This window comes from Devosia sp. (assembly GCF_048261455.1).
GTDB lineage: Bacteria > Pseudomonadota > Alphaproteobacteria > Rhizobiales > Devosiaceae > Devosia_A.
The window spans coordinates 1-22,395 of record NZ_JBLXGA010000021.1 but is presented as its reverse complement, the minus strand read 5'-3'; the positions used below and the strand labels follow the sequence as shown (position 1 = coordinate 22,395).

General features: G+C 64.5%; 14 protein-coding genes. 2 read left to right on the top strand and 12 right to left on the bottom strand.

Annotated features, from left to right (window positions below):
• Position 1 precedes the first annotated feature (1 nt).
• Positions 2–5,488 carry an alpha-2-macroglobulin family protein gene (locus tag ACN0TK_RS16745; protein ID WP_417310677.1) on the bottom strand — a complete coding sequence of 1,829 codons (5,487 nt, stop codon included), beginning with the start codon at positions 5,486–5,488 and terminating at the stop codon, positions 2–4.
• A 219-nt stretch (positions 5,489–5,707) separates the two neighbouring features.
• On the opposite strand from ACN0TK_RS16745, the gene ACN0TK_RS16740 reads away from it, so the two are divergent.
• Together ACN0TK_RS16740 and ACN0TK_RS16735 are read left to right on the top strand one after the other, a co-directional pair.
• Positions 5,708–7,759 carry an ATP-dependent helicase gene (locus ACN0TK_RS16740; protein WP_417310676.1) on the top strand — a complete coding sequence of 684 codons (2,052 nt, stop codon included), beginning with the start codon at positions 5,708–5,710 and terminating at the stop codon, positions 7,757–7,759.
• Positions 7,747–8,898 (top strand): winged helix-turn-helix domain-containing protein, encoded by a 1,152-nt coding sequence (locus tag ACN0TK_RS16735; protein WP_417310675.1) that lies wholly within the window; start codon positions 7,747–7,749, stop codon positions 8,896–8,898. The genes ACN0TK_RS16740 and ACN0TK_RS16735 overlap by 13 nt, the downstream gene beginning before the upstream one ends.
• Here the strand turns inward: ACN0TK_RS16735 and ACN0TK_RS16730 are convergent.
• From ACN0TK_RS16730 to tolB, 11 genes are all read right to left on the bottom strand, one after another.
• Positions 8,895–10,271 carry a hypothetical protein gene (locus ACN0TK_RS16730; RefSeq protein WP_417310674.1) on the bottom strand — a complete coding sequence of 459 codons (1,377 nt, stop codon included), beginning with the start codon at positions 10,269–10,271 and terminating at the stop codon, positions 8,895–8,897. The two genes, ACN0TK_RS16735 and ACN0TK_RS16730, sit on opposite strands and share 4 nt — an antisense overlap.
• 210 nt (positions 10,272–10,481) lie before the next feature.
• Complete coding sequence (locus tag ACN0TK_RS16725) at positions 10,482–11,216, bottom strand: outer membrane protein (RefSeq protein WP_417310673.1); 735 nt, start codon at positions 11,214–11,216, stop codon at positions 10,482–10,484.
• Positions 11,217–11,453: 237 nt separating this feature from the next.
• Positions 11,454–12,797 (bottom strand): phosphoglucosamine mutase, encoded by a 1,344-nt coding sequence (glmM, locus tag ACN0TK_RS16720; protein WP_417310672.1) that lies wholly within the window; start codon positions 12,795–12,797, stop codon positions 11,454–11,456.
• A 128-nt stretch (positions 12,798–12,925) separates the two neighbouring features.
• On the bottom strand, positions 12,926–14,614 hold the full coding sequence (locus ACN0TK_RS16715; protein WP_417310671.1) for a mechanosensitive ion channel family protein: 1,689 nt from the start codon (positions 14,612–14,614) through the stop codon (positions 12,926–12,928).
• Positions 14,615–14,688: 74 nt separating this feature from the next.
• On the bottom strand, positions 14,689–15,546 hold the full coding sequence (locus tag ACN0TK_RS16710; RefSeq protein WP_417310670.1) for an SAM-dependent methyltransferase: 858 nt from the start codon (positions 15,544–15,546) through the stop codon (positions 14,689–14,691).
• 192 nt (positions 15,547–15,738) lie between these two features.
• The gene (gene ftsH, locus ACN0TK_RS16705; RefSeq protein ID WP_417310669.1) at positions 15,739–17,670 is read right to left on the bottom strand and encodes an ATP-dependent zinc metalloprotease FtsH; all 1,932 of its coding nucleotides are present in this window, start codon (positions 17,668–17,670) and stop codon (positions 15,739–15,741) included.
• Between the two features lie 137 nt (positions 17,671–17,807).
• Entirely contained in the window at positions 17,808–18,842 is a 1,035-nt protein-coding gene (gene tilS / locus ACN0TK_RS16700; RefSeq protein WP_417310668.1) for a tRNA lysidine(34) synthetase TilS, read from the bottom strand.
• Complete coding sequence (ybgF, locus tag ACN0TK_RS16695) at positions 18,827–19,819, bottom strand: tol-pal system protein YbgF (RefSeq protein ID WP_417310667.1); 993 nt, start codon at positions 19,817–19,819, stop codon at positions 18,827–18,829. Before ybgF ends, tilS begins: the two co-directional genes overlap by 16 nt.
• A gap of 186 nt (positions 19,820–20,005) precedes the next feature.
• A complete protein-coding gene (pal, locus tag ACN0TK_RS16690) occupies positions 20,006–20,488 on the bottom strand; it encodes a peptidoglycan-associated lipoprotein Pal (RefSeq protein ID WP_417310666.1) in 483 nt (160 codons plus the stop codon).
• 153 nt (positions 20,489–20,641) lie between these two features.
• Positions 20,642–21,157: a GNAT family N-acetyltransferase gene (locus ACN0TK_RS16685; protein WP_417310665.1), complete on the bottom strand. Its 516-nt coding sequence runs from the start codon at positions 21,155–21,157 to the stop codon at positions 20,642–20,644.
• Positions 21,158–21,168: 11 nt separating this feature from the next.
• Positions 21,169–22,395 (bottom strand): Tol-Pal system beta propeller repeat protein TolB (gene tolB / locus ACN0TK_RS16680; RefSeq protein ID WP_417310664.1); only part of this gene is annotated, 1,227 nt, incomplete at its 5' end.

Here is a 22,395-nt window from a genome sequence, read left to right as displayed (position 1 = left end):
CTCACGGACCTGTCGGCGTGATCTCTATGGCGCCGGCGGCCGTGTTGGCGCGACGTTCGGGCCGGTACATGTCCTCAACCAGCGCGCCGGGCAGCGTGAACGTGCCCGGACTGACGGCCCGCACGATATAGGCGATCGTGAAGCTGTCGGTTTCCGACCAGAAGCGGAAGGCCGCGACATAGCGGTCCGTCCGCGCTTCGGTGTGGGCCGGGTTCGTCAGCTTGAGCCACGAGAAATCGGCCGCACCATTGCCCGCCGACAGGTCGGGATTTTCGATCTCGAAGCCGGCCGGCAGCGGATCGGCGACCAGATAACTGCCCGACCCCAGTTCGTCCGAGGTGACATCGATCACCGCGACGAAACGGTCGTTCTGGGCGATGCTGTCGAGATCGGCCTCGGTGCCATCGAGATTGAAGTAGGACCGCGAGATGGTGAACCCGGACTCGCTGGCTGGCGGGGACTTGGCCGGATAGCCGGTGATGGTGACCCCGATCTCGATCGGCTGCGTGCCATCATTGGCGAGAGTGATCGGCCCGGCCGCGACCTGCGCCTCGTCATAGTAGCGATAGGCAGAGCCGGTGAGCGCCTCGCCATCGATGCTGAGACTGCCATCGGCGCTGTTCCGCGTGAGCGCTGCCGCCGCCACCAGCGTCCAGGCATCTTCCTGGGTCGAGGTGTAGCGGGCCGCGTTACGCCGTTCGGCGAGATCAGCCGTCAACGCCGCGAGGTCGATGCCACCCGGATCGGCTTCCGCCGCCAGTGCCAAAACGCCAGCCGTATCGCGCAGCCGGCTGCCATAGTCGGCGCGATAGACCCATTTGCTCGGTTCGGGCTGATCGAGATCGGCGACAGCGGCGGCAAAAGCCGTCGCAGCCCGCGCCCGGTCGCCGTAAAGCGCCAATGCGGCACCCAGTTGCGCCTTGGCGAGCGGCGACCCGAAGGCATCGAGCCGGGCTTCGAAATAGTAGCGCAGATCGCCGATGGCGGCGCGTCCGGCACGGGCGAGCACATAGAGCGCATAGGCGATCTCTTCGCCGCCCTGCTCGAAATCGGAAGCGTAGGCGACCCGGTTCGCGAGATTGTCGAGCGCCTGGCTCAGCACCAGATCCGGCACGTCATAGCCTGCATCACGCGCCCTGAGCAGGAACTCGGTGACATAGGCATCGAGCCAGGGATTGGTGTAGCTGAACGGCCCCCAGACGCCGAAGCTGCCCGACGAATTCTGCTTCGAGCGGATATCGGCGATGGCGTCGACGACACGCTGCTTGAGGGCGGTGTCGCTGCCCATGCCCAGCATGGCGGCGACCTCGTTGAGGTAGATCAGCGGCAGCGCTCGGCTCGAAACCTGCTCTGCGCATCCATAGGGGTAGCGATCGAGGTCGAAGAGCAGTTCGGGGACGTTGAGCCGCGATATCGGACCCACTGCGATGCGCAGTGCGCCTGTCTGCGGCACGATGCCCGCAAAAAGCTCGGACTTGAGATCGAGCGTTTCGCCCGGCTCGAGCACCGTCGACCGCGTGCGGGAGGTTTCGCTGCTGACCGGCCGGACGCCGAGCGTCAGATCCTTCACCAGCGCATCCCCACTGGGATCGGTGACGAGAAGCCGGAGTTCATGATCGCCGATGCGCGTGCCGGTGAGATCGAGGCTGAGCGTGGTGCGGGCCTCGGCCTCCAGCGTCACCGACTGCCGCCCGGCGGCGCTGTCGATGCCTTCGCCGGTGAGCAGCTCGACGTCGTAGGTGCCGGCGGGCCCCGCCAGATTGTCGATCTCGACCAGGAGGCGCGACGTATCATCGGTCCTCAGGAAGCGCGGCGGGCTGAGATTGACCACCACGTCGTCATGGATGACGACGTCGGCCTCGGCATGACCGAGAGCGCTGGCGGTCCAGGCCATGGCCATGATCCGCACCGTGCCGTTGAAATCGGGAATGTCGAAGCGGACCGTCGCCTTGCCGTCGGCATCGACCTCGACGATGCCCGAGTGCATGGCGACCAGCACCGAGACCGCCGGCGGCGTGCCGGTGCGGGCGAACTCGCCGTCGCCGCCCGAGCGCACCGCACCGGGCAGGCCCTGCATGGGATCGATCAGTTGGCCATAGAGATCGCGGATTTCCATGCCGAGCTGGCGCTGGCCGAAGTACCAGCCGTCGGGGTCGGGTGTCTTGAAATTGGTGAGATTGAGAATGCCCAGATCGACCGCCGCGACGGCGACATAGGCAGTTTCGCCGGCGGCGACATTGCCCAGTTCGACCGTGACTTCGAGGGGCGTGCGCGGCTTGGCCTCGCTGGCGACGTCCAGCGTGGTCGCGAGCAGACGGTCACCCGGCTCGACATTGGCGAAATCGAGTCCCAGCGCCCGCGCCGGCATGCGCTTTTGCGCAGCATCGGCCGGCCGATAGAGCACGGCAGTGACATAGGCACCCGGGCCCCAGGCCTCGGTGACCGGCAGCGAAACCGTGGTCCCTTCTTCGGGCACATCGACGGCAACCATGTCGATGATCCGATCGTCGAGCACCATGACCAGCGCCTGGCCGGCAAATTGCGGCTCGAGCTTGAGCTGCGCCGTTTCGCCGGCGCGATAGGCCGGCTTGTCGAGCGCCACCTGCAGCGTGTCGGGCGTGTCCGACCCGGCATCGGCATAATAATAGCCGCCGTAGAACTCGTAACTCGACGAGGTGCCGGCGCCTTCGACCTCGAAAAGATAGCGGCCCCAGCTGATCGGCGCCGAAACGCTGGCCGGCGCATCGGCCATAACATCGATCTCGCCATCCGCAACGACGCGATTGGTGGTGACGGCCTCCCATTTCCACGCGCCGCCATCGCGGTACCACTGATAGTTGGTCTCGATGCGCGACAGCGTCCAGGCGAGACCGTCAGCGGCCACGGCATCGCCATCCGGCGCGACCGCGACGATATCGAAACTGGCCGTATCGCCCTTGGCGAGATCGCCATCGCTGTCGAACTGCGGCTTGATGCCGAGCCGCGTGCCGTCGGCGAGGATCGGCCGGCTTAGCGACCGCTCGACCGTACGGCCATTGCTGTCGATCAGGCGAACCAGCAATTGCGCCTGATAGAGCCGGGTCGTCGGTGTCAGTTCGGGGACGGTGACGTCGAGCACGGCGTCGCCGGCATCGTCCGTCGTGCCGATGATACCGAGCGGCTCGCGATAGGTTTCGACCGTGTCATCGGTACGGCCGAAGACATAGCCCGGCCATTGCGCGAGCGAGGTCACCGGACGGGCGATGAAATCGGCCTCGATATCGAGGCCCGGCGCCACCGCGCCATAGAGATACTTGGCGCTCACATCGACGCTGGCCGGGGTGTCGGCGGCAATCGCGCCGGGATCGGCGGTGACTTCGAAAGCCAGCCGTTCGGGCTCGAAATCCTCGACGAGGAAGGTAACGGTGTTAAGCGGCGGCGCTTCGGGGTCGGCATAGAACCGGCCCTGCCACGAGCCGCGCATCGCCTCTTCGGGGAGTTCGAAGCCGGTGAAATAGCCACCGGCGCCTTCACTTTGCAGCAGCTCCTTGCCGGAAACGACGCCATCGGGCCGCTGGAACTCGACGGTCAGCGGCAGGTCCGTGACGGCGTTGGCCTGCGCATCACGCATCAGCGCGGTGACGAACACGGTCTCGCCGGGCCGGTAGACACCGCGCTCGGTCGTCGCGAACAGATCGAGCGGCCCCGGCGACGGCCGGCCGTCCACGCCGCGATCGGTTAGATCGAAGGCCGGACGGGTGGCGTCGAGGAAGGCATAGTCGCCCGCCTCGGTTTCGGCGACGACGAGCTGCGGGGCACGGCCGCCTTCGCCGCGCGCCAGGCCCGGCGCGAAGACCGCCTGGCCCTTAACATCGGTGACGGTCTCGCCGAGGACTTCATTGTTGACCGCAATCAGCCGTACCGTGGCGCCGGCGACAGGCTCGGCGCTGGTCAGCGAGCGGACGAAGGTGTGGACGCCGTCAGTGCCGGAAATCGCCGTCAGCCCCAGATCGGTAACGATGAACCACTGCGTGGCCATCTCGGCCCAATAGTTCTCCTGCGCCCCGGAAACCCGGGCCGTGACCACATAGGCGCCCGGTTCGAGCGCCGTCAGGATCTCGTTGACCGGAATGGCGGTCGTCTGCATGGCATTGCGCTCGGCGCGCGCCAGTTCGACCTCGCCCTCCCAGGTCTTTTCACCATAGCGGTCGGCCACGTCCTCGGCGGAACTGCCAGTGAGATCGCCCTGGAATATTCCGTCGCGCACCGCGGCAGCCACCGAGCGGTCGCCGATGCGGTAGATGACGACATCGGCCAGGTCGGCATTGATCGAGGTGATCGGCAACCCGCCGCCGAGGCCAGCCGGCATGACATAGGCCGCGTTGGCAAAGCCCACGAAGGGCGAACGATCGGGGACAAACACGCTGAGCTGCACGTCATCGCGCAGCTCTTCGCCGCTGGCCGCAGGAAGACCGGCGCGCAACCGGATCTCGTAGCGCTTGCCGAATTCGACGCCGCTCACGCAAAGCTGGCTCTGCTCCGCCTCCACGGCGACACGCGGCGCATCGGCGACCGACACATAAGCGCTGAGATCGGTTTCGCCGCCCGGCAGGGTTTCGGAGAACACCGCACAGATCCGCGGCGTGGCCGTTTCGGATTCGACCTCATGCGAGGTGACGCGGAACCCGTGCTCGGCGACGGCCGCGTCGAGTTGCGCCTGAAGCTGCGCATCATCGACCAGAGCCAGACTGGCCCGGTAGGTGGCAATGGCCTCGCGCCACATGTCGCGCAGCCCCAGCCCCTGCCCCAAGGCGCCGAGCGCAGCGGCCTGCTCGGACCGGGACTCGGCGCGCAGAAATGCATTGATGGCGGCAGAGGTCGTGAGCGAACCCAGCGCATAGGTCGAACCGCCGCGCTCGGTTTCGACCGCACTCAGCTGGATCGACTGCTCGGCCAGCTTCTGCCATAGCGCCGGATCATTGCCGACAATGCCGAGGGCCTGCCGGTAGGACACTGTGGCTGCGGCGGGATTGTCGGCCGCGGCAGCCTCATCGCCCGCGGCAACGAGATCGGCATAGGTCACTTCGGGCGGCGCCGGATCGGTGGCCGGCATCTGGTCGGCGAGTTCGCGCGCGCCCGAGACAATCCAGTCGGCTGGAAACGGCAGTTCCGACTGCCGGGTCGCGGCGAGCGCATCCGCCGTCGGTGTGAGCTTGATGCGGCCGGAGGTGGCGCCGGCGAAGGGCACCGGTTCGCCGGCTTCGCCCTTGAGGAAGCACCAGCCGGCCTGTTCGTTGAACGTATAGGCGCGACAGACGCGATCATCGACGCAACTGGCCTCGCAGGCATCGAGCGACTGGTTGCGGAGGATTTGGTAGTCGCCGCCGGGCAGATCGGTCGCCGGCAGGCGGTCGGCCACACGGTCCGCAGCAGCGAGGGGCGATGCCAGGCCGAGGCCGAGCATCAGGACCAGTCCAAGCCGCCGTGCGGCACCAAGCAACGGACGCATCTCTCAACCCTTCGAAAGCTTAAAGCGCGGCGATCGTAGATTTGCGGCACGTCCCGGTAAAGACAACAAAACTGACCGACGACTTGGAATCATGCGCATCCGTTCATCGCTTATTCAGGGCCAGCGACGCGCCTGGCCCGGCGCGGGTCACCCCGGCATTGCGAACAAAACGAGAATAGGGCGTAGTGGGCGCCTGCTGATTCTCGGGACGATCTGCCTGTGCTCGACACGCCTGCCTATCTCGACAAGCTGAACCGCGAACAGCGCCTTGCGGTGGAACATGGCGATGGCCCGCTGCTGGTGATTGCTGGCGCCGGCTCGGGCAAGACCAATACGCTCGCGCATCGCGTGGCCCATCTGGTGGTCAATGGCGCCGATCCGCGCCGCATTCTGCTGATGACCTTTTCGCGCCGCGCGGCGGGCGAGATGACCCGACGGGTCGAACGCATCGTGCGCGAGGCCATGGGCGCCAAGGCCGGGATCATTACCGATGCCCTGCACTGGGCCGGGACCTTCCATGGCATCGGGGCGCGGCTGTTGCGCGAACATGCCGAGCAGATCGGGCTCGACCCGAACTTCTCGATCCATGACCGCGAGGATTCCGCCGACCTGATGAACATCATCCGGCACGAGCTGGGGTTTTCGGCAGCCAAGCAGCGCTTTCCGACCAAGGGCACCTGCCTCGCCATCTACTCGCGTGTGGTGAATGGCGGCGAAGAACTGGAGGACGTGCTGAAACGGCACTTCCCCTGGGTCGCCATGTGGGCGGATCAGTTGCGCGAGCTGTTCGGCGCCTATGTAGAGCACAAGCAGAACCAGCAGGTGCTCGATTACGACGACCTGCTGCTCTACTGGGCGGCCATGACGCGCGAGCCGGCGATCGCTGCGGACCTGTCGGACCGCTTCGACCATGTGCTGGTCGATGAATATCAGGACACCAACAAGCTGCAGGCCTCGATCCTCACGGCGCTCAAGCCCGCCGGCGACGGGCTGACCGTGGTCGGCGACGACGCGCAGTCGATCTATTCGTTCCGCGCCGCCAGCATCCGCAATATTCTCGATTTTCCGCAGACCTTCACGCCCCCCGCGCGGATTGTCACGCTGGACCGCAACTATCGCTCGACCCAGCCGGTGCTGGCGGCTGCCAATGCGGTGATCGCCGAGGCGAAAGAGCGCTTCACCAAGGACCTGTGGACCGAGCGGCAATCGACCGACCTGCCGCGCCTAGTGACGGTGAAGGACGAGGCCGACCAGGCGCGCTATCTGGTCGAGACCATTCTCGCCGCGCGCGAAGGCGGCACGGTGCTGAAGCAGCAGGCCGTGCTGTTCCGCACCTCGAGCCATTCGGCCGAACTCGAGATCGAGCTGACCCGGCGCAACATCCCCTTCGTGAAATTCGGCGGGCTGAAATTCCTCGATGCCGCCCATATCAAGGACCTGTTGGCGCTGCTGCGTTTTGTCGAAAATCCGCGCGATCGCGTCGCCGGATTTCGCGTGCTGCAATTGCTGCCGGGGATCGGGCCGGCGGCCGCCGGCAAGGTGCTGGACACGATGGCGGATGCTCCGCGTCCGATCAGCGCCCTGCTCGACACCCCTGCCCCGCCGCGGGCGTCGGAAGTCTGGCCCGGGTTGCTGGAAGTCGTCGAACACCTCAACGGGGATGCCGGCTGGCCCGCGGACCTGCTGCGCGCCCGGCTCTGGTACGAGCCGCTGATGGACAATCTCTACGACGACGCCGAAGTGCGGCGCGAAGATATCCGCCAGCTCGAACAGATCGCGCAGGGCTATCCGAGCCGCGAGCGGTTCCTGACCGAACTAACGCTCGATCCGCCGGACGCCACCTCGGACCAGGCCGGCGTGCCGCTGCTCGACGAGGACTATCTGATCCTGTCGACCATCCATTCCGCCAAGGGTCAGGAATGGAAGAATGTGCATGTGCTGAACGTCGTCGACGGTGCCATCCCGTCGGACCTCGGCACCGGCTCGACCCATGAGCTGGAGGAGGAGCGCCGCCTGCTCTATGTGGCGATGACGCGGGCCCGGGACGAACTGCACCTGATGGTGCCGCAGCGCTTCTACGTGACCCAGCAGACGCCCTATGGCGACCGGCACATATATGCGCAGCGCTCCCGCTTCATCAGCCGGGCGATGCTGGGCCTTTATGAGGATGTGTTCTGGCCACCGGTCAAACCGGCGGAAATCCACGGCATCGCTCCCGCCGCCCCGCGCATCAATGTCGCCGCACAGATGAAATCCATGTGGCAGAAATGAAAAAGCCGGTCGCCCTGTCGACCGCCGAGGCGCGGCGGATCTGGTTGCATGCGCAGCGGCTGGACACGCGCGCGCCCTTCGGCAGTGGCGCCGAAGCGGTGACGGCGGCGGTGGAGCACCTGGGCTATGTGCAGATCGACACGATCAATGTGATCGAGCGCGCCCATCACCACATGCTCTTCACCCGCATTCCGGACTATCGCCGCGCCGATCTCGAGCACGCGCAGGCGGTCGACAAGTCGGTGTTCGAGTACTGGACCCACGCCCTGTCCTATGTCCCGGTCCGCGACCTGTCCTTCTACCTGCCGGCCATGAAGTCGCATCGCGAAACGCCGTCGCGCTGGTATGCCGATTGCGACCCGGCGGAGCTGCGCAAGCTGTTACGCCGCATCAGACGCGATGGCGCCTTGTCGATCCGCGACGTCGATGACGACGAGTTGCAGGAAAAGCAGCATCTTTGGGCCTCGCGCAAGCCGAGCAAGAAAGTGCTGCAGAACGGCTTTTACGGCGGGCACCTCGCCATCGCGCAGCGCTACGGCATGGTGAAGAGCTATGAGCTGATGGACCGCCATTTCGGCTGGCCGCCGCGCCCCCGCGCCGCCACCGAGCGCCAGATCGCCGAGTATCTGCTGGATCGCGCGCTGCGAGCACAGGGCGTGATCAGCGCAGCCTCGGTGATGTACCCGAAGCTGCGGTTCTCCGAAGAGATCGAACGACTGGTATCCGGGCGCCTGCGCCGCAAGACGCTGGTGCCGGTTGAAATCGCGGGCGGCACAACACCGCACTTTGCTACGCCCGAAGCACTGGAAACGACAGAACCTGACGCGCCGCTGGTGCACATCCTGTCGCCCTTTGATCCGCTGATCATCCAGCGCAAGCGCCTGAGCCAGTTCTTTGGCTATGACCACCTGTTCGAGGCATATGTGCCGAAGGCCAAGCGGGTGCATGGCTATTTCACCCTGCCGGTGCTGGCAGGCGACGAGATTGTCGCCGCGCTCGATCTCAAGACCGACCGTGCGCAAAAACGGGTGCTGATCCAGTCCTGGCACTGGGTGGGCCGTGGTGACGCGGCACTGCACCAGCCGATGATCGAAGCCGAGCTTGAGCGCTTCGAGAGGTTTCAGCTGGCTGACGGCTAGTAGCCGGTATTCAGAATGAGGCCTTCCGGCGGCGGCATCGCCGGGCCGGCGGCGCGGTGCGGCGCCCCCTCATTGTTCGGGCCCGACATGCCCTCCCCCAGCCCGACAAAGGGACTGTAGCGGCCCTCGGCCTTCGGCGTATCGGTGACGAGGTGAACGGCCCCGCCCGCGAGATAGTCCATACCAACGGAATCGGCGGCCTGAACAGCGGCCAGCGTGTTGGCGCCCAGCCCGATGACCTCCAGATCCAGGGCCCGCGCGGCGCGCAGGATAGGCTGCAGCGGCAGGGTGTTGCGGGCCGCCAGATGCTCGGACAGATCAATCGTGATGCCCCACAGGTGGTTGGCGACCGTCCAGATGGCGCGTTCCTGGCCAGGCACGATCCGCATGACGATGCGCCGGGCGCGTTGTTTCAGCTCGTACAGGCTCTCGGTCATCCGCTCCGAGACTGCGCCACCGCCAGCTGGCGAGAGCGCCTCGACCAAGACCAGATCTCGATAGGCCCTGGGCAAGGTCTCGAACAGCTGCAGATAGCTGCGAAGGGTACCGGAATTGAGCAGAGTGGAATATTGCACCGGCAGAACGGCTGGCGCCGGCTGCTGGCTGCGCCGCGTCGCGGAATGGATGGCGGCGACGGCCTTGGTGAACACGGCAAAATCGAGCTCAGACAGGGTGTGCTGAGACGTCATCGGATCGCTCAGCCCGCGAACCTGATTGAGGATTGAGCGGCCGACAACCGGATCGATGACAACGCGATTGAGCGTGATGGACTGCGTGGCGCGGTGCCAGCAGGGCTGAAACAGCACACGTGTGTCGCTGATCAGCGAAACATTGTTCATCCGGTCGGCTTCACGCGCCTCGTTGCGGATGACATCCAGCGCATGCAACAGCGCTTCGGAGACGGGTACGCCGCTTTCGACCAGGCTCTTGCGATCCACTTCCGCCACATACTGGCCGAAGTGAACGCCATCCATCAGTCTGGGAAGTTCAGCGTTGAGCCGGTCCCGAATGCTGGTGGCGATAAGATCGGCACGGACGGACGAGCGGTCGGCGTCGTCGTCGGCGAAGCACACAACGAAGCTGCAATCGCCGACGGGGCGAAAGGTATCACCGTCAGCGAGCCCGGCCTGAAGCTCTTCGGCCATGACGTTTCGGGCCGTCCCGGCCAGCTTCGGCCATTCCGGGCCGGCCGCCGCACGCACATCGGAAAGGTCCAGCATCTCGAAGGACCCTGCAACAACCTTGTCCGAACCGCGCATGCCCTCAGCAGGCGCCACGCGCGCCGCAATCTCATCTTCCTCGGAAAATCGGGACAGACCCGAAATTTCCTCGTAGTCGATGCGCGGCTCGTCCTCATCCAGCCAGCCGGACAAGCGCCGCCAAACTCCGCCGAACATTGCAACACCTTAAAAAATGAGCCGGGTGCCCGCGCTCGCCATAGTCCCTACCCGTTGAGGCCCGGACAGAATGCACCCGGTAGTTTGATACAAGGTTTACACAAGCCAGCCGTTCACGGCCCATAAACGCAAATCGGGCAGCACCCATGGGTGCCGCCCGAGTCGATCTGGAGCGCGTGGACTGCCTCAGTTGAAGCGGTAGCGAACCGTGCTGCGCAGTTCGTGGATGAAGTTGTGGTCGACTTCGTAATAGCTGTCCGGGTTGGCGGTCGGGGCATTGTTGACCTGGTTGATGTAGATGCCGCGATAGCCGACGTCTGCAACCCAGGTGCCCATGTCGTAGCCCATGCCGACCATGACGGCGGCAGCAGCGCTGACATTGCCACCGGTCTGAACCGGGTAGGTGTCGGGCGAATTGACTTCGGCGTGGTTCCACGCAACACCGGCACCGGCACCGACATAGGCAAACGCACCACTGTCCGAATAGCCGTAGCCGCCGCCACCGAGATTGAAATCGTAGTAGACGTTGGCGAGCGCCAGGGTGGAGCGCAGCATCAGGGTGTAGTCACCATCGGCGTCGGGGCTGACGCCATCCTTGGTGATCCGCAGGCCCCTGGTTTCAATCTGGTCGATCGTACCGTCGAAGCGCAGGCCGGTTCCCGTTTCGTAGCCGAAGCCGGCACCAACGCTGTAGCCGTAGCCGTACTGATTGGTTTCGTAGCTCTCGTCGATCTCGGGATGTGTGACCGTGCGGGCCCAGTGCAGATCGACTGCCGCGCTACCGCGCAGGTAGAACGAACCGCCGACGTCGTAGTCTACCGGCGGGATATCAATTGGTGGGTATTCGGGAATGTCGGCTGCTAGGGCGGGCGCCGCCACCAGAACGGCTCCTGCCGCTACCGAGATAAGGAATTTACGCATCTAACAGGTCCTCTTTACCGTCGACTCCAGTCGATTGAGGACAGCATGCACTCAGGTTCTTAAAACAGACTTAACCCTAACACTTAACCCTAACCGCTAGTGTCCAGGAATGATTAACAAAAGCTTTCAAGCGTAATCGAATACTTGAAAGCACAAAGCATTGCGGCAAGGTGGACTATGACCTACGGCCAGCCGAAAAATCTGCGCGAATGTCCCTGGCAGCCGTGAAACGTTGCCTCAGGCGACTTTCTTGATGGTGGACGTGATCTCCTGAACCACCGAGGCGACCAGGCCTTCGTCATCGCTTTCGGCCATGACGCGAATAACCGGCTCGGTGCCGGACTCGCGGATCACCAGACGACCGCCCTCCCCCAGCCGGGCCCGGCTTTCGTCGATCGCCTGAACCACCAGCTTGTCTTCCAGCGGTTTACCAGCCTTGAACCGCACCGACTGCAACAGCTGCGGCACCTTTTCGAACCGCTTGCAGATGGCCGACACCGGCCGGTCGGCAAGTTTGGCCACGGCCAGCAGCTGCAGGGCGGCGATCAGCCCGTCGCCAGTGGTGGTAAAGTCGGTGAGGATAATGTGCCCGCTCTGCTCGCCACCAACATTGAAGCCCTTGGCGCGCATCGTTTCGAGCACATAGCGATCGCCGACCTTGGTCCGCTCGAGCGTCAGGCCGACGCCCTGAAGATAGCGTTCCAGACCGAGATTGCTCATCACCGTCGCGACGAGCCCACCGCCGCGCAGCTCGCCACGGCTGTGCCAGCTCTCGGCGATCACGGCCATGAACTGGTCGCCATCGACGATTTCGCCCTTCTCGTCGACGATGATCACCCGGTCTGCATCGCCATCGAGCGCAATGCCGATGTCGGCGCGCAGCTCTTTGACCTTGGCAATCAGCGCTTCCGGCGCGGTTGAACCCACCTTGTCATTGATATTGAAGCCATCAGGCTTGTTGCCGATGGTGAACACCTCGGCGCCGAGTTCCCACAGCGCCGTGGGGGCCACCTTGTAGGCCGCACCATTGGCGCAATCGAGCACGATCCTGAGCCCGCTCAGATCGACATTCTTGGGCAGGGTGCGCTTGGCATATTCGATATAGCGCGTCTGCGCCGCTTCATCGCGATGCGCCCGGCCAATATCACCGCCCCGCGAAAGGCGCGACAGCATGTCGGAATCCATCAGTTCCTCGATGTCGGCTTCCAGCGCATCGGACAGCTTGAAGCCGTCATGGCGGAACAGCTTGATGCCATTGTCGTCAAACGGGTTGTGCGAGGCCGAGATCATCACGCCGAGATCGGCGCGCAGCGAGCGCGTCAGCATTGCGACGGCGGGCGTCGGCATCGGGCCGAGGAGATAGACATCGACGCCGACCGCTGTGAAACCGGCCGTGAGCGCGCTTTCGATCATGTAGCCGGACCGGCGCGTATCCTTGCCGATGACGACACGGTTGCGATGATCGCCATTGGCGAACTTGAGCCCGGCGGCCATGCCAACCCGCATGACGAGTTCGGGCGTCAGCTTTTCGCCATTGGCCAAACCCCGGATGCCATCGGTACCGAAATATTTGCGCGCCATGCTAAGTCCCTCGAATCCGCGGGGCGCAAACTAGCGCTCCCGAGACAGAATACGAAACAGATTGGTGCCGCTTCGTTAACTCCGCAAAACCGACATCATTTGGGCCGCCCTGCGCACTGAGTGTCAATTCAGTCCGCTTCTCCACCGGTTGCGGTCTCGAGCTGGATCTCCCGCTCCCGCGGCAGGTAGGCGACGCCCTGGTCACCCTCCTCTGCGGCCTCACCCTCAAGGCGCGATATTTCGGTGAGCATGTGTTCGCGCAGCCGGCAATGCACCTCCCATGCCGCGCTCGGATTGGCTGCGGAGATGTAGAACCGCACCTGCATGGCCGTAGCTGTCTGATCAATGACCTGCACCTTGCAATCATCCTTGTCGAGGATGTCGTCGGCGTCGGAAACAAAGGCCTGAAAGACCTCGCGCAGCTTGTCCATGTTGGCGCGTGGATCGAGGTGCAGCAGAACCGGCTTGATCATGCCGGCGTCTTTTTTCGACCAGTTCTCGAACGTGGTCGAAACGAACTCGCTGACCGGTACGATCACCCGCCGATGGTCCCAGCTGCGTAGCTGGACGTAGGTGAAACCGATTTTTTCGACATAGCACCAGTTGTCGGCGAACAGCACCGCGTCGCCGATCCGCGCTGGTTTGGCGATGGCGATCTGCAGGCTGGCCATGATATCGGCCAACACCTTCCGGGCCGCGAAGGCGACGACCAGACTGGCCACACCAGCCGAGGCAAGCAGCGAAAAGCCAAGTGTGCGATGCAGATTGAGCTGCACGAGGACAATGGCGATGCCGGCAACAAAGCCGACGAAAATCACCATGCGCCGCGCCGCCGACACGTTGGTGTACAGCTTGCGCTCCGCCGCGGTCTCCTCGTCGCTGATATCCTCGAGATTGCGCCGCGCGACCTGATCGAGCACCGCATCCACACCGCGCACTGCAATCATCACCAGAGCAATCACGATCAACGCGGTCTGCAGCGGCGTGATGACCGCATTGACCGGCCCGGAAAAGGTGAAAAGCAAGGACCGCACCAGGCCAAACCCGGCGACAAAGGCGAGCAGCGCCACCGGCAGGCGCACGGCCTCGATGACCGCATCGGCCGGTGCGAACGTGTTGCGTTTGCGCAGGCGCCCGAGCAGCGAATACGCAAGAAGCGCCGCTGCCGCAGCAATCAGTCCCACCAGCGGCACGGCAATCACTTCCCACCATGCCAAGGTCCAAAAAGCGGTGGCCTGCAGGAAACCAGGCAGCGCCTTCTCGAAATCCGTGGGGCCGTAAATATCGTGCATGGCCGGAATGTTCTCGACCGTCTGCTTGGCGAACAGCCAAACCGGCGCACCATTCTCGGGCTTGAGCCGTGAGATGCGGATCGGCACCGAGCGATTGCCGATATCAATCAGGCTGAGGCGAATGCTGCGACGGGCCTCGCCCGACATCGGGTTCTCGCTGGCCGAGAAAGCATCTAGCGCATCGGGACGATCCGGCAGCACGTTCCAGTCGAGCACCATGCCGCGCTCCAGGATGTCGTTGAGCATGCGCGCCAACTCGGGGCCGCGTTCGGCCTGCTCCTGTTCATCTAAAGAGGAAAGATCGAGCAGATGCGCTGCAATGCCCCAGCGCTCATCATCCGCAAGCTGGAGGAAGGTCTCCAGGCTTGCCTGGGGCGTATCACGAATGACGCCATCCGGTGCCTTGGGCAGGCCCGGATTGACCTGCTGCACTTCGAAAACGGCCGACGATCCACCCGACTGCGCCAGCGCGGTGATGGGCCACAGACTGAGGGCGAGAATCATCAACCTGAAAAGCAAACGCAAAACTGCCATCCTGTTCTTCATGACCTGAAGTGCACACAGGATTGCCCGAATGCCCGGTGAAGGCAACTTGAGGCTCAGCGCGGCTTCAGCGTGATGAAGCGGTAGGTGTTGTTTTCGAGGAATTTCTCTGGCGTTCGGTATTCTGCCTCGAGACGCTCGGCGATGCGTTGGCGCTCGCGGGGGCTAACGAACCACTTCCAGGCCCGACCGACGAGCCAGTGCGCCCACGGCTTGCGCTCCTTCAGCATGCTGCCGCCATCGGCGATCAGCGGTGACAGCACCTCACGATAAATCTGGCGGTCGAGCGCGATGGTCGGCGCCGCCATGGTGGTCACGTCTTCATCGGTCACGATCTGATAATTGTGCCGTTCAACAGCGGCCTCGAAATCGGTGAACCGATGACCGCCGCCAACCGCGCGTCCGCCGGGAAACCCGGCGCTGCGGAAACAGTCGGAGATCACCACCCGACCACCATCGGCAAGCAGGCCCGCGACCTTGGGCAGCGACTCGTCGAGCGGCACATACTGGAAGCTCTCGGAAAACAGGCAGACATCGAAACGGCTCTCGGAGGTAAAGTCCTGCAGCCGGGTGAGATGGACCGTGACACGGTCGCCCAACGTCTCGCGCGCCATCTGGACCTGCACTTCGCTTGGGGTCAGCATCTCGACGCTGTACCCCATGCCGGCAAGCCGCTCCGACATGGCGCCGGTGCCCCCGCCGATATCCAGAATGCGGGCTGGCGCCGGCGGCAGCAGGGCCAGCAGCTTGTCGACATAGCGTTCCTGCGCCTGGCGCACTGTCGGCATGGTGGGCCGCTCGTCGGGCAGCCAGAGCCCGTAATGCAGCCACGGCGTGTCGGCAAAGACACGGAAGACCCGCGCGAAGACGTCGAGATCCTGATGTTTGCGGGCTGGCTTGGCTTTAGCGGACACGGCTTTCCTCCGGACAGTGCTCAGCTGGGGTTTGGGACAAGCGGCTGGCTTTGGCAAGGGAATGGGCGAGGCGCAGCGCATCTGACAACAGGCTTCGTCACCCGAATGCCGCAGCGGCCAGAAGCGTGCAGTGCCAGGACAACGAAAAAGGGCCGCCCGATGGGCGGCCCTGATTGACTGTCGGACTGGATATCAGCCCTCGGGCTGCGGCTCCGGAGCCCCACCGGGCTTCGAGTCCGGCCGGCGGCGGGCCGGCTTGCCCGCGCTGGGGACGCCGGTCGCCTTGTTCGGAGGATCGGTATCCACCGGACGGATCGGCGGCTGGCCATCCATGAGCCCACGGATTTCATCACCGGTCAGCGTCTCATACTCGATGAGGGCCTTGGCGATGGCATGCAGGTCATCGATATGCTCGCGAATGACCGACTGCGCCTTGTCGTAGCCTTCCTCGACGAAGCGCTTCACTTCCGCATCGACCAGCTGCTGCGTGTCGTCCGAAAGATGGACCGACTTCTGCATCATCGAGCGGCCGAGGAACATCTCGTCCTGATTGTCACCATAGAGCAGCGGGCCGAGCTTGTCGGACATACCCCATTCGGTGGCCATGGCACGGGCCAAGCTGGTCGCCATCTTGATGTCGGCGGACGCACCGGACGTCACCTTGTCATGACCGAAGATCTCTTCCTCGGCGACACGCCCACCCATGGCGACGGCGAGGTCGGCATAGGCCTTGCGGCGGGTCAGCGACACCTGATCACGTTCCGGCAGGCGCATCACCATGCCCAGCGCGCGACCGCGCGGCACGATCGTAGCCTTATGGATCGGATCAGACGCCTCCATCTTGATCGCCAGCAGCGCGTGACCGGCCTCGTGATAGGCGGTGAGCTTCTTGTCGTCCTCGGTCATGCTGAGCGTGCGGCGCTCGGCGCCCATCATCAGCTTGTCCTTGGCATCCTCGAACTCGGCCATGGTGACGAAACGCTTGTTGCGCCGCGCTGCGAGCAGCGCGCCCTCATTGACGAGGTTCATCAGGTCGGCACCCGAGAAACCAGGCGTACCGCGGGCGAGAACCTTGAGATCGACATCGGGGGCCAGCGGCACCTTGCGGACGTGAACCTTGAGGATCTTCTCGCGGCCCTGCACATCCGGGTTCGGCACGACGACCTGACGGTCGAAACGGCCGGGACGCAGCAGTGCGGGATCGAGCACGTCGGGGCGGTTGGTCGCGGCGATGAGGATGATGCCCTCATTGGCCTCGAAACCGTCCATCTCGACCAGCAACTGGTTGAGGGTCTGCTCGCGCTCGTCATTGCCGCCGCCGAGACCGGCGCCACGGTGACGGCCCACCGCATCGATTTCGTCGATGAAGATGATGCACGGCGCGTTCTTCTTGGCCTGCTCGAACATGTCGCGCACGCGGCTCGCGCCCACGCCGACGAACATTTCGACGAAGTCAGAACCGGAGATGGTGAAGAACGGCACATTGGCTTCGCCGGCAACGGCGCGGGCAATGAGCGTCTTACCTGTACCCGGCGGGCCGACGAGCAGCACGCCGCGCGGGATCTTGCCACCCAGGCGCTGGAACTTGCCGGGATCACGCAGGAAGTCGACGATTTCCTCGAGATCCTGCTTGGCTTCGTCAACGCCGGCAACATCCTCGAAAGTAATCTTGCCCTGCGTCTCGGTCAGCATCTTGGCGCGCGACTTGCCGAAGCCCATCGCGCCGCCACGACCGCCGCCCTGCATCTGACGAATGAAGAAGAACCAAACGCCGATGATCACCAGGAACGGCAACCAGCTGGTCAGCAGGATCGACCAGAACGGGTTCGATTCCGGCGCACGGGCGGTGATGTCGACATTGCGCTCCTCAAGGCGCGACACGATGTCGGCGCCCTGCGGGATTATGGTCTCGAAGCGCGTCCCATCGCTGAGAACACCTGAGACGACATCGTCGGTGATCGTGACGGACTGGACGCGACCAGCGTCAACGTCGGTCACAAACTGGCTGTAGCTCTCATCGGAGACTGAAGAGGTCCGCTGCGACGTCTGGAAGACGCTGAACAGACCCATCAGCATGAAGAGAATTACCAGCCAGATGGCAAAGTTCCGGAAATTGACGTTCATCAACCCTGTCCTGAAAGACCAGCATCTGCCGGCCGGGAATTGACCTCGAATGTAGGACCGTGACTAAGGCCTTACAAGGGCAGCTTGGCCTGTCTGATGGGACGAAAGGCCGGCGGAGTCCACCGACCTTGCACAGATCAGGTTAATTCCGTCTCACGTGCGCCATCGGCGCTCCCCGGCACAACCGCGCTGCGGCGCTGCGGTTCCGCGCCGATGACGATCCGGCCCTTTCGGCAAGAGATCGCGCAGCCGTGCAAAGTCACTGCTTTGAAAGGCTCTTCGTGAGCCAGTCTGGCGGCGAGCAGCTCGAGGGGGGCAAGTGGCACCCGTCCGTCATCGGCCGCCACCTGCTTTAGCGCCCGTTCGATGAGTCCCGCCCCCACCAGCGGGTTGAGAGCGGCAAATGCGGCCTGCGACATCTCGACACGACCGTCCTCGCCCAGGTTAACAAGCCTGGAAAACTCGCTGTCGACGGTCTCGGCGATCAGTGCCGTGGCATCGGACAGCCGCTCGGCGAGGGTGGCAAGACGCTCCGCCGTCAGCCTCATCGAGTCGAGCTGTGGCTGAAACTGGCGCCAGCGCACCCGCTCGTAGCTCGGGTCGGCATTTGAGGGATCATCGACCGGGGTCAGTCCCGCTGCAGCAACCACTGCTGCGAGGTCGGCGCGACCGAGGCCAAGCAGCGGGCGATAGATCGCGCAGCCATCGACTGTGGCGTGGGTGTGTATACCGGAAAGCCCGGTCAGCCCGCTGCCGTGGGCGAGGCGCATCAGCACCGTCTCGGCCTGATCGTCCCGGTGATGCGCTGTCAGCAGCTGTCCGGCGCCGTCCTCGGCCATGGCAGCGGCAAAGAGCCGGTAGCGCGCAGCCCGGGCCGCAGCCTGAATACCGGTCTCGGGCTTCGCCCCTTCCCAGCGCAGGCCCCGGGCGGCAAATCCCATGCGGCGGGCCGTATCGAGGACAAACGCCGCCTCGTCGGCCGCTTCGGGTCGCAGTCCGTGGTCGACGGCATAGACGGTGATGGCGTCGTAGCGCCCCGTGCGGGCCGCGGCCTGCCGGGTCAGCTCCAGCAGCGCGAGGCTGTCCGTGCCACCGGAGACGGCGAGGGCCGCGCCACGCCCAAGCGTCACCTCGTCGAGTGCGGCGGCGACCTGGGTCAGCCGACCGGGCATTGCGCCTTCTGGCTTTCTTCGGCGAGGCGCTGGTTGAAGGCCGGCGTCAGATCCGGATAGCGCTCGGCCAGCGTGGAGAAGGTGCGGCACGCCACATCCGTCTGTTCGGCACCAGCCAGCGCCACACCGAGCTTGAGCATGATGTCAGGGGCCCGGCGGCTGTCGCGGTAGCGGGTATAGCCATCGGCCAGCACCTGCGCGGCATCGGTGTAGGCACCGCGCTGGATCAGCGCTTCGCCCAGCCAGTTGGTGGCGTCGGGCGCCTGCGGATCGTCGGGATAAAGCGCGATGAACTGGGTGAACTGCTCTTCGGCGAACGCGTAGTCGCCGCGCGTCATGGCGTCGAACCCGGCATCGTATTGCGCGACGGCGTCACCGTTCGACACGGTACCGCCGCCCAGCGACAAATCGAGCGGCCGTGACGGGTCCAGCGTCAGTTCGTCTTCACTGGAAAGTGTCCCGAGATCTGCCGAGCCTCCGCCACTGCCGATCAGCGGATCGGAAGAATCGCCGAGTTCGAAATCCATCGGGGCGGCATCGCCGTCCATTGCAGGCAGAGAATCCTGCGGCAGCGTCTCGGACGGCATGGCGCCATCAGTTGGCGCTGCCGCCTGCGGTTTTCCCGGCGCACCGCCTTCCAGCTGCTGGAAGCGGAACTCGCTGTCGGCCTGCATCCGCTCGACCAGCGTCTGCATCTGCGTCAGCTGGAACTGCAAGCCCTCGACCTGGCCGGTGAGGGTACGGATCTGTGCTTCCAGATCCTGAATGCGCACCATCAGCTCGGCCGTGTCGCGGTTTTGCGCAACGTGGATGCGGGGCGCAGGCACGCTGGCCGGAAGTTGCAGGCCCTGCGCGACACTGGTGTAGGCGGGCAGCGTGGCAGTCGCCGCAAATGCCGGGGCTGTGAGCCCGGCAACGAGGCTGAGTACGATTGCCGATCCCCGGAAGGGACGGCGAAAAATTGGGGCTTTAGCCATTTATGTTCTGATGCTCCGTCATATGCGGATCTGGCGAAATGCGTTTCACGTCTGCGTAGCGCGCGAATGGGACGAAAAAAAGCGCCGGACCCCAATTACGCGGAGCCCGGCGCCTTGCCTCCAGTAGAGCAGTTCAGGATGATACTGGTGTGACCGTCTGGCGATCACGCCCCTGAACCGATCCGCCTATTGAACGACCGTGACAGCACGGCGGTTTTGTGACCAGCACGAGATATCGTTGCAGATAGCCACAGGACGTTCCTTGCCGAACGACTTGGACGTGATGCGGCGGCTGTCGACACCGCGCGACTGCAGGTAATTGACCACCACCGAGGCGCGGCGGGCACCAAGCGCGATGTTGTACTCGCGGGTGCCGCGTTCGTCCGCATGACCCTCGATGAGGATCCGGTAGTTGGAATAGCGGTTGAGCCAGGCCGCCTGCTTGTCCAGCGTCTGCTGGGCCGTGGGCGTCAGGTTCGAGGAGTCGGTTTCGAAGAACACGCGATCACCGACGGTGACCAGGAATTCCTGCTGGCTGCCGGGCGCACTGCTGCCAGCGGCAAGATTGCCAACACCGGTACCGTTGCGCGAACAGGCCGCGACGGCGACCACGAGAACCACCAACGCGGCAGCGCGCAGGACGGTTTTAAGGGGCGTTACGGAACGCATCCGGATGAATCTCCCGAGATCGGAATTGATGCGGCGATCTTTACCGCGTGTTATCTTAAAGGCGCGTTGTTGAGCGTGGTTAATTGTTCCGCATTCTGTCTCAAATGTGGCCGGAAACCGGGCTTTTTTGAGATGTTGCCGGAGGGCAACTGTTCAGCGGCCGGCGGCGAGATCGAGCGCGTACAAGGCAAGTTCACCGTCATCTGCGTCGGGACGCTCGCCCGCATAGCGAAAACCACAAGCGGCGAGCAGGCCGCGCGAGGCGACGGCGTCTCTCGTGGTCTCGGCGCGCACGCACCTAACACCCATTGTATTGCGAGCACGGTCAAGCAACAGGCCGACTGCCTGCCGGCCGAAGCCGCGTCGCTGGAACGCGTCAACGATCGAGTAGCCTATTTCGACGTTTCCGTCGGCATCCGGTGGCCCCTTGAAACCGGCGCTCCCTACCAGCGTCTCCACACTGGCGATGTCGGCCACGACATAGTTTCCCAGCCATGGCGCCACCGCTGGATCGGCCCTCAGCTGCGCTATGAACCACGCGAGCGCCCCCGCATCGAACAGCGGCGGCGGCCAGTCGGGCGGCGGCGCCACCCCAAGGGCGGCACAGAGTGCGCCGACAGAGGCGCGCTCAAGTTCCAGCAGCCGCAGCGTGTAGCCAACAAGGCGCACCGCGTGCGATCTCAGCGCCGTAGCGGCGACCAGCTCGGGTCCGACGCATAGGAATCGGTGCGGATGCTGCGCTCGTTGCGGCCCCAGATGTCGATCGAATGCAGCTGCGGTCCGGCATCGCCACCAGGATCGCGGAAGAACATGATGACCCGCCCGTTCGGCGCCCAAGTGGGCCCCTCCTGCACCGAGTTCGACGACGACAGGATGCGCTCGCTCGACCCATCGGGCTTCATCGTGCCGATGTGGAACTGGCCGCCAGACTGGCGGGTGAAGGCGATGAGATCCCCCTTCGGCGACCAGACCGGTGTCGAATAGGTGCCTTCGCCATAGGAGATGCGCTGCGCGCCGCCCCCGCCGGCCGACATGATGTAGATCTGCGGGCTGCCACCCCGATCGCTCTCGAACACGATACGCGAGCCGTCGGGCGCATAGCTGGGCGAGGTGTCGATCGCCGCGCCGCTGGTCAGCTGTGTCGGTGCAGCGCCACTGACGCCGGCTGCGTAGATATTGGTTGTGCCGCCGTTCGAAACCGAGAAGGCGACCGTGCTGCCATCGGGCGAAAAGCGCGGCGCGAACGACATCGGCGCGTTGTCGATCAGCTTGCGCGACGTGCCGCCAAGTCCGGAGACATAGACCTGCGGATTGCCATCCTCGTAGCTGGTGAAGGCAATGGTCGAGCCGTCCGGCGCGAAGCGCGGCCCCAGCGTTAGCGACTGTCCACCGCTCAGATACTGCACATTGGCGCCGTCCTGATCCATGATCGCCAGGCGCTTCACCCGGTTGGCCTTCGGACCGCTTTCGGCCACGTAGAGCACCTGGGTATCGAAATAGCCCGTACCGCCGGCGAGCGCCTCGTAGATCGCATCGGAAACAATATGCGCGATGCGCCGGAAGTTGCTCGGGTCGGTGCGAAGCGACTTGCCGACGACCTGAGCGGCGGCCTGCGTGTCCCACACCCGCACGGAAGACGAGACCTCTGCCCCGCGCTCCACGGACCCCATGACCAGCGCGTCAGCACGCGCCGCGCGCCACGCCGCAAAGTCTGGCTCGTTCTGCACGTCGCCGACAACCGACGGGCCGACACCTGGATCGATGACCGCGAACAGACCCGAACCACCGAGATTGTCGCGCACGATCTGCGCGATTTCCGCGCCGAAGGCTGGATCGGACGAGGCGAAATCGGGAATGGCGATCGGCAGCGGCGTGAAATCGCCGCCGGTGACGACAATCTCGACCAG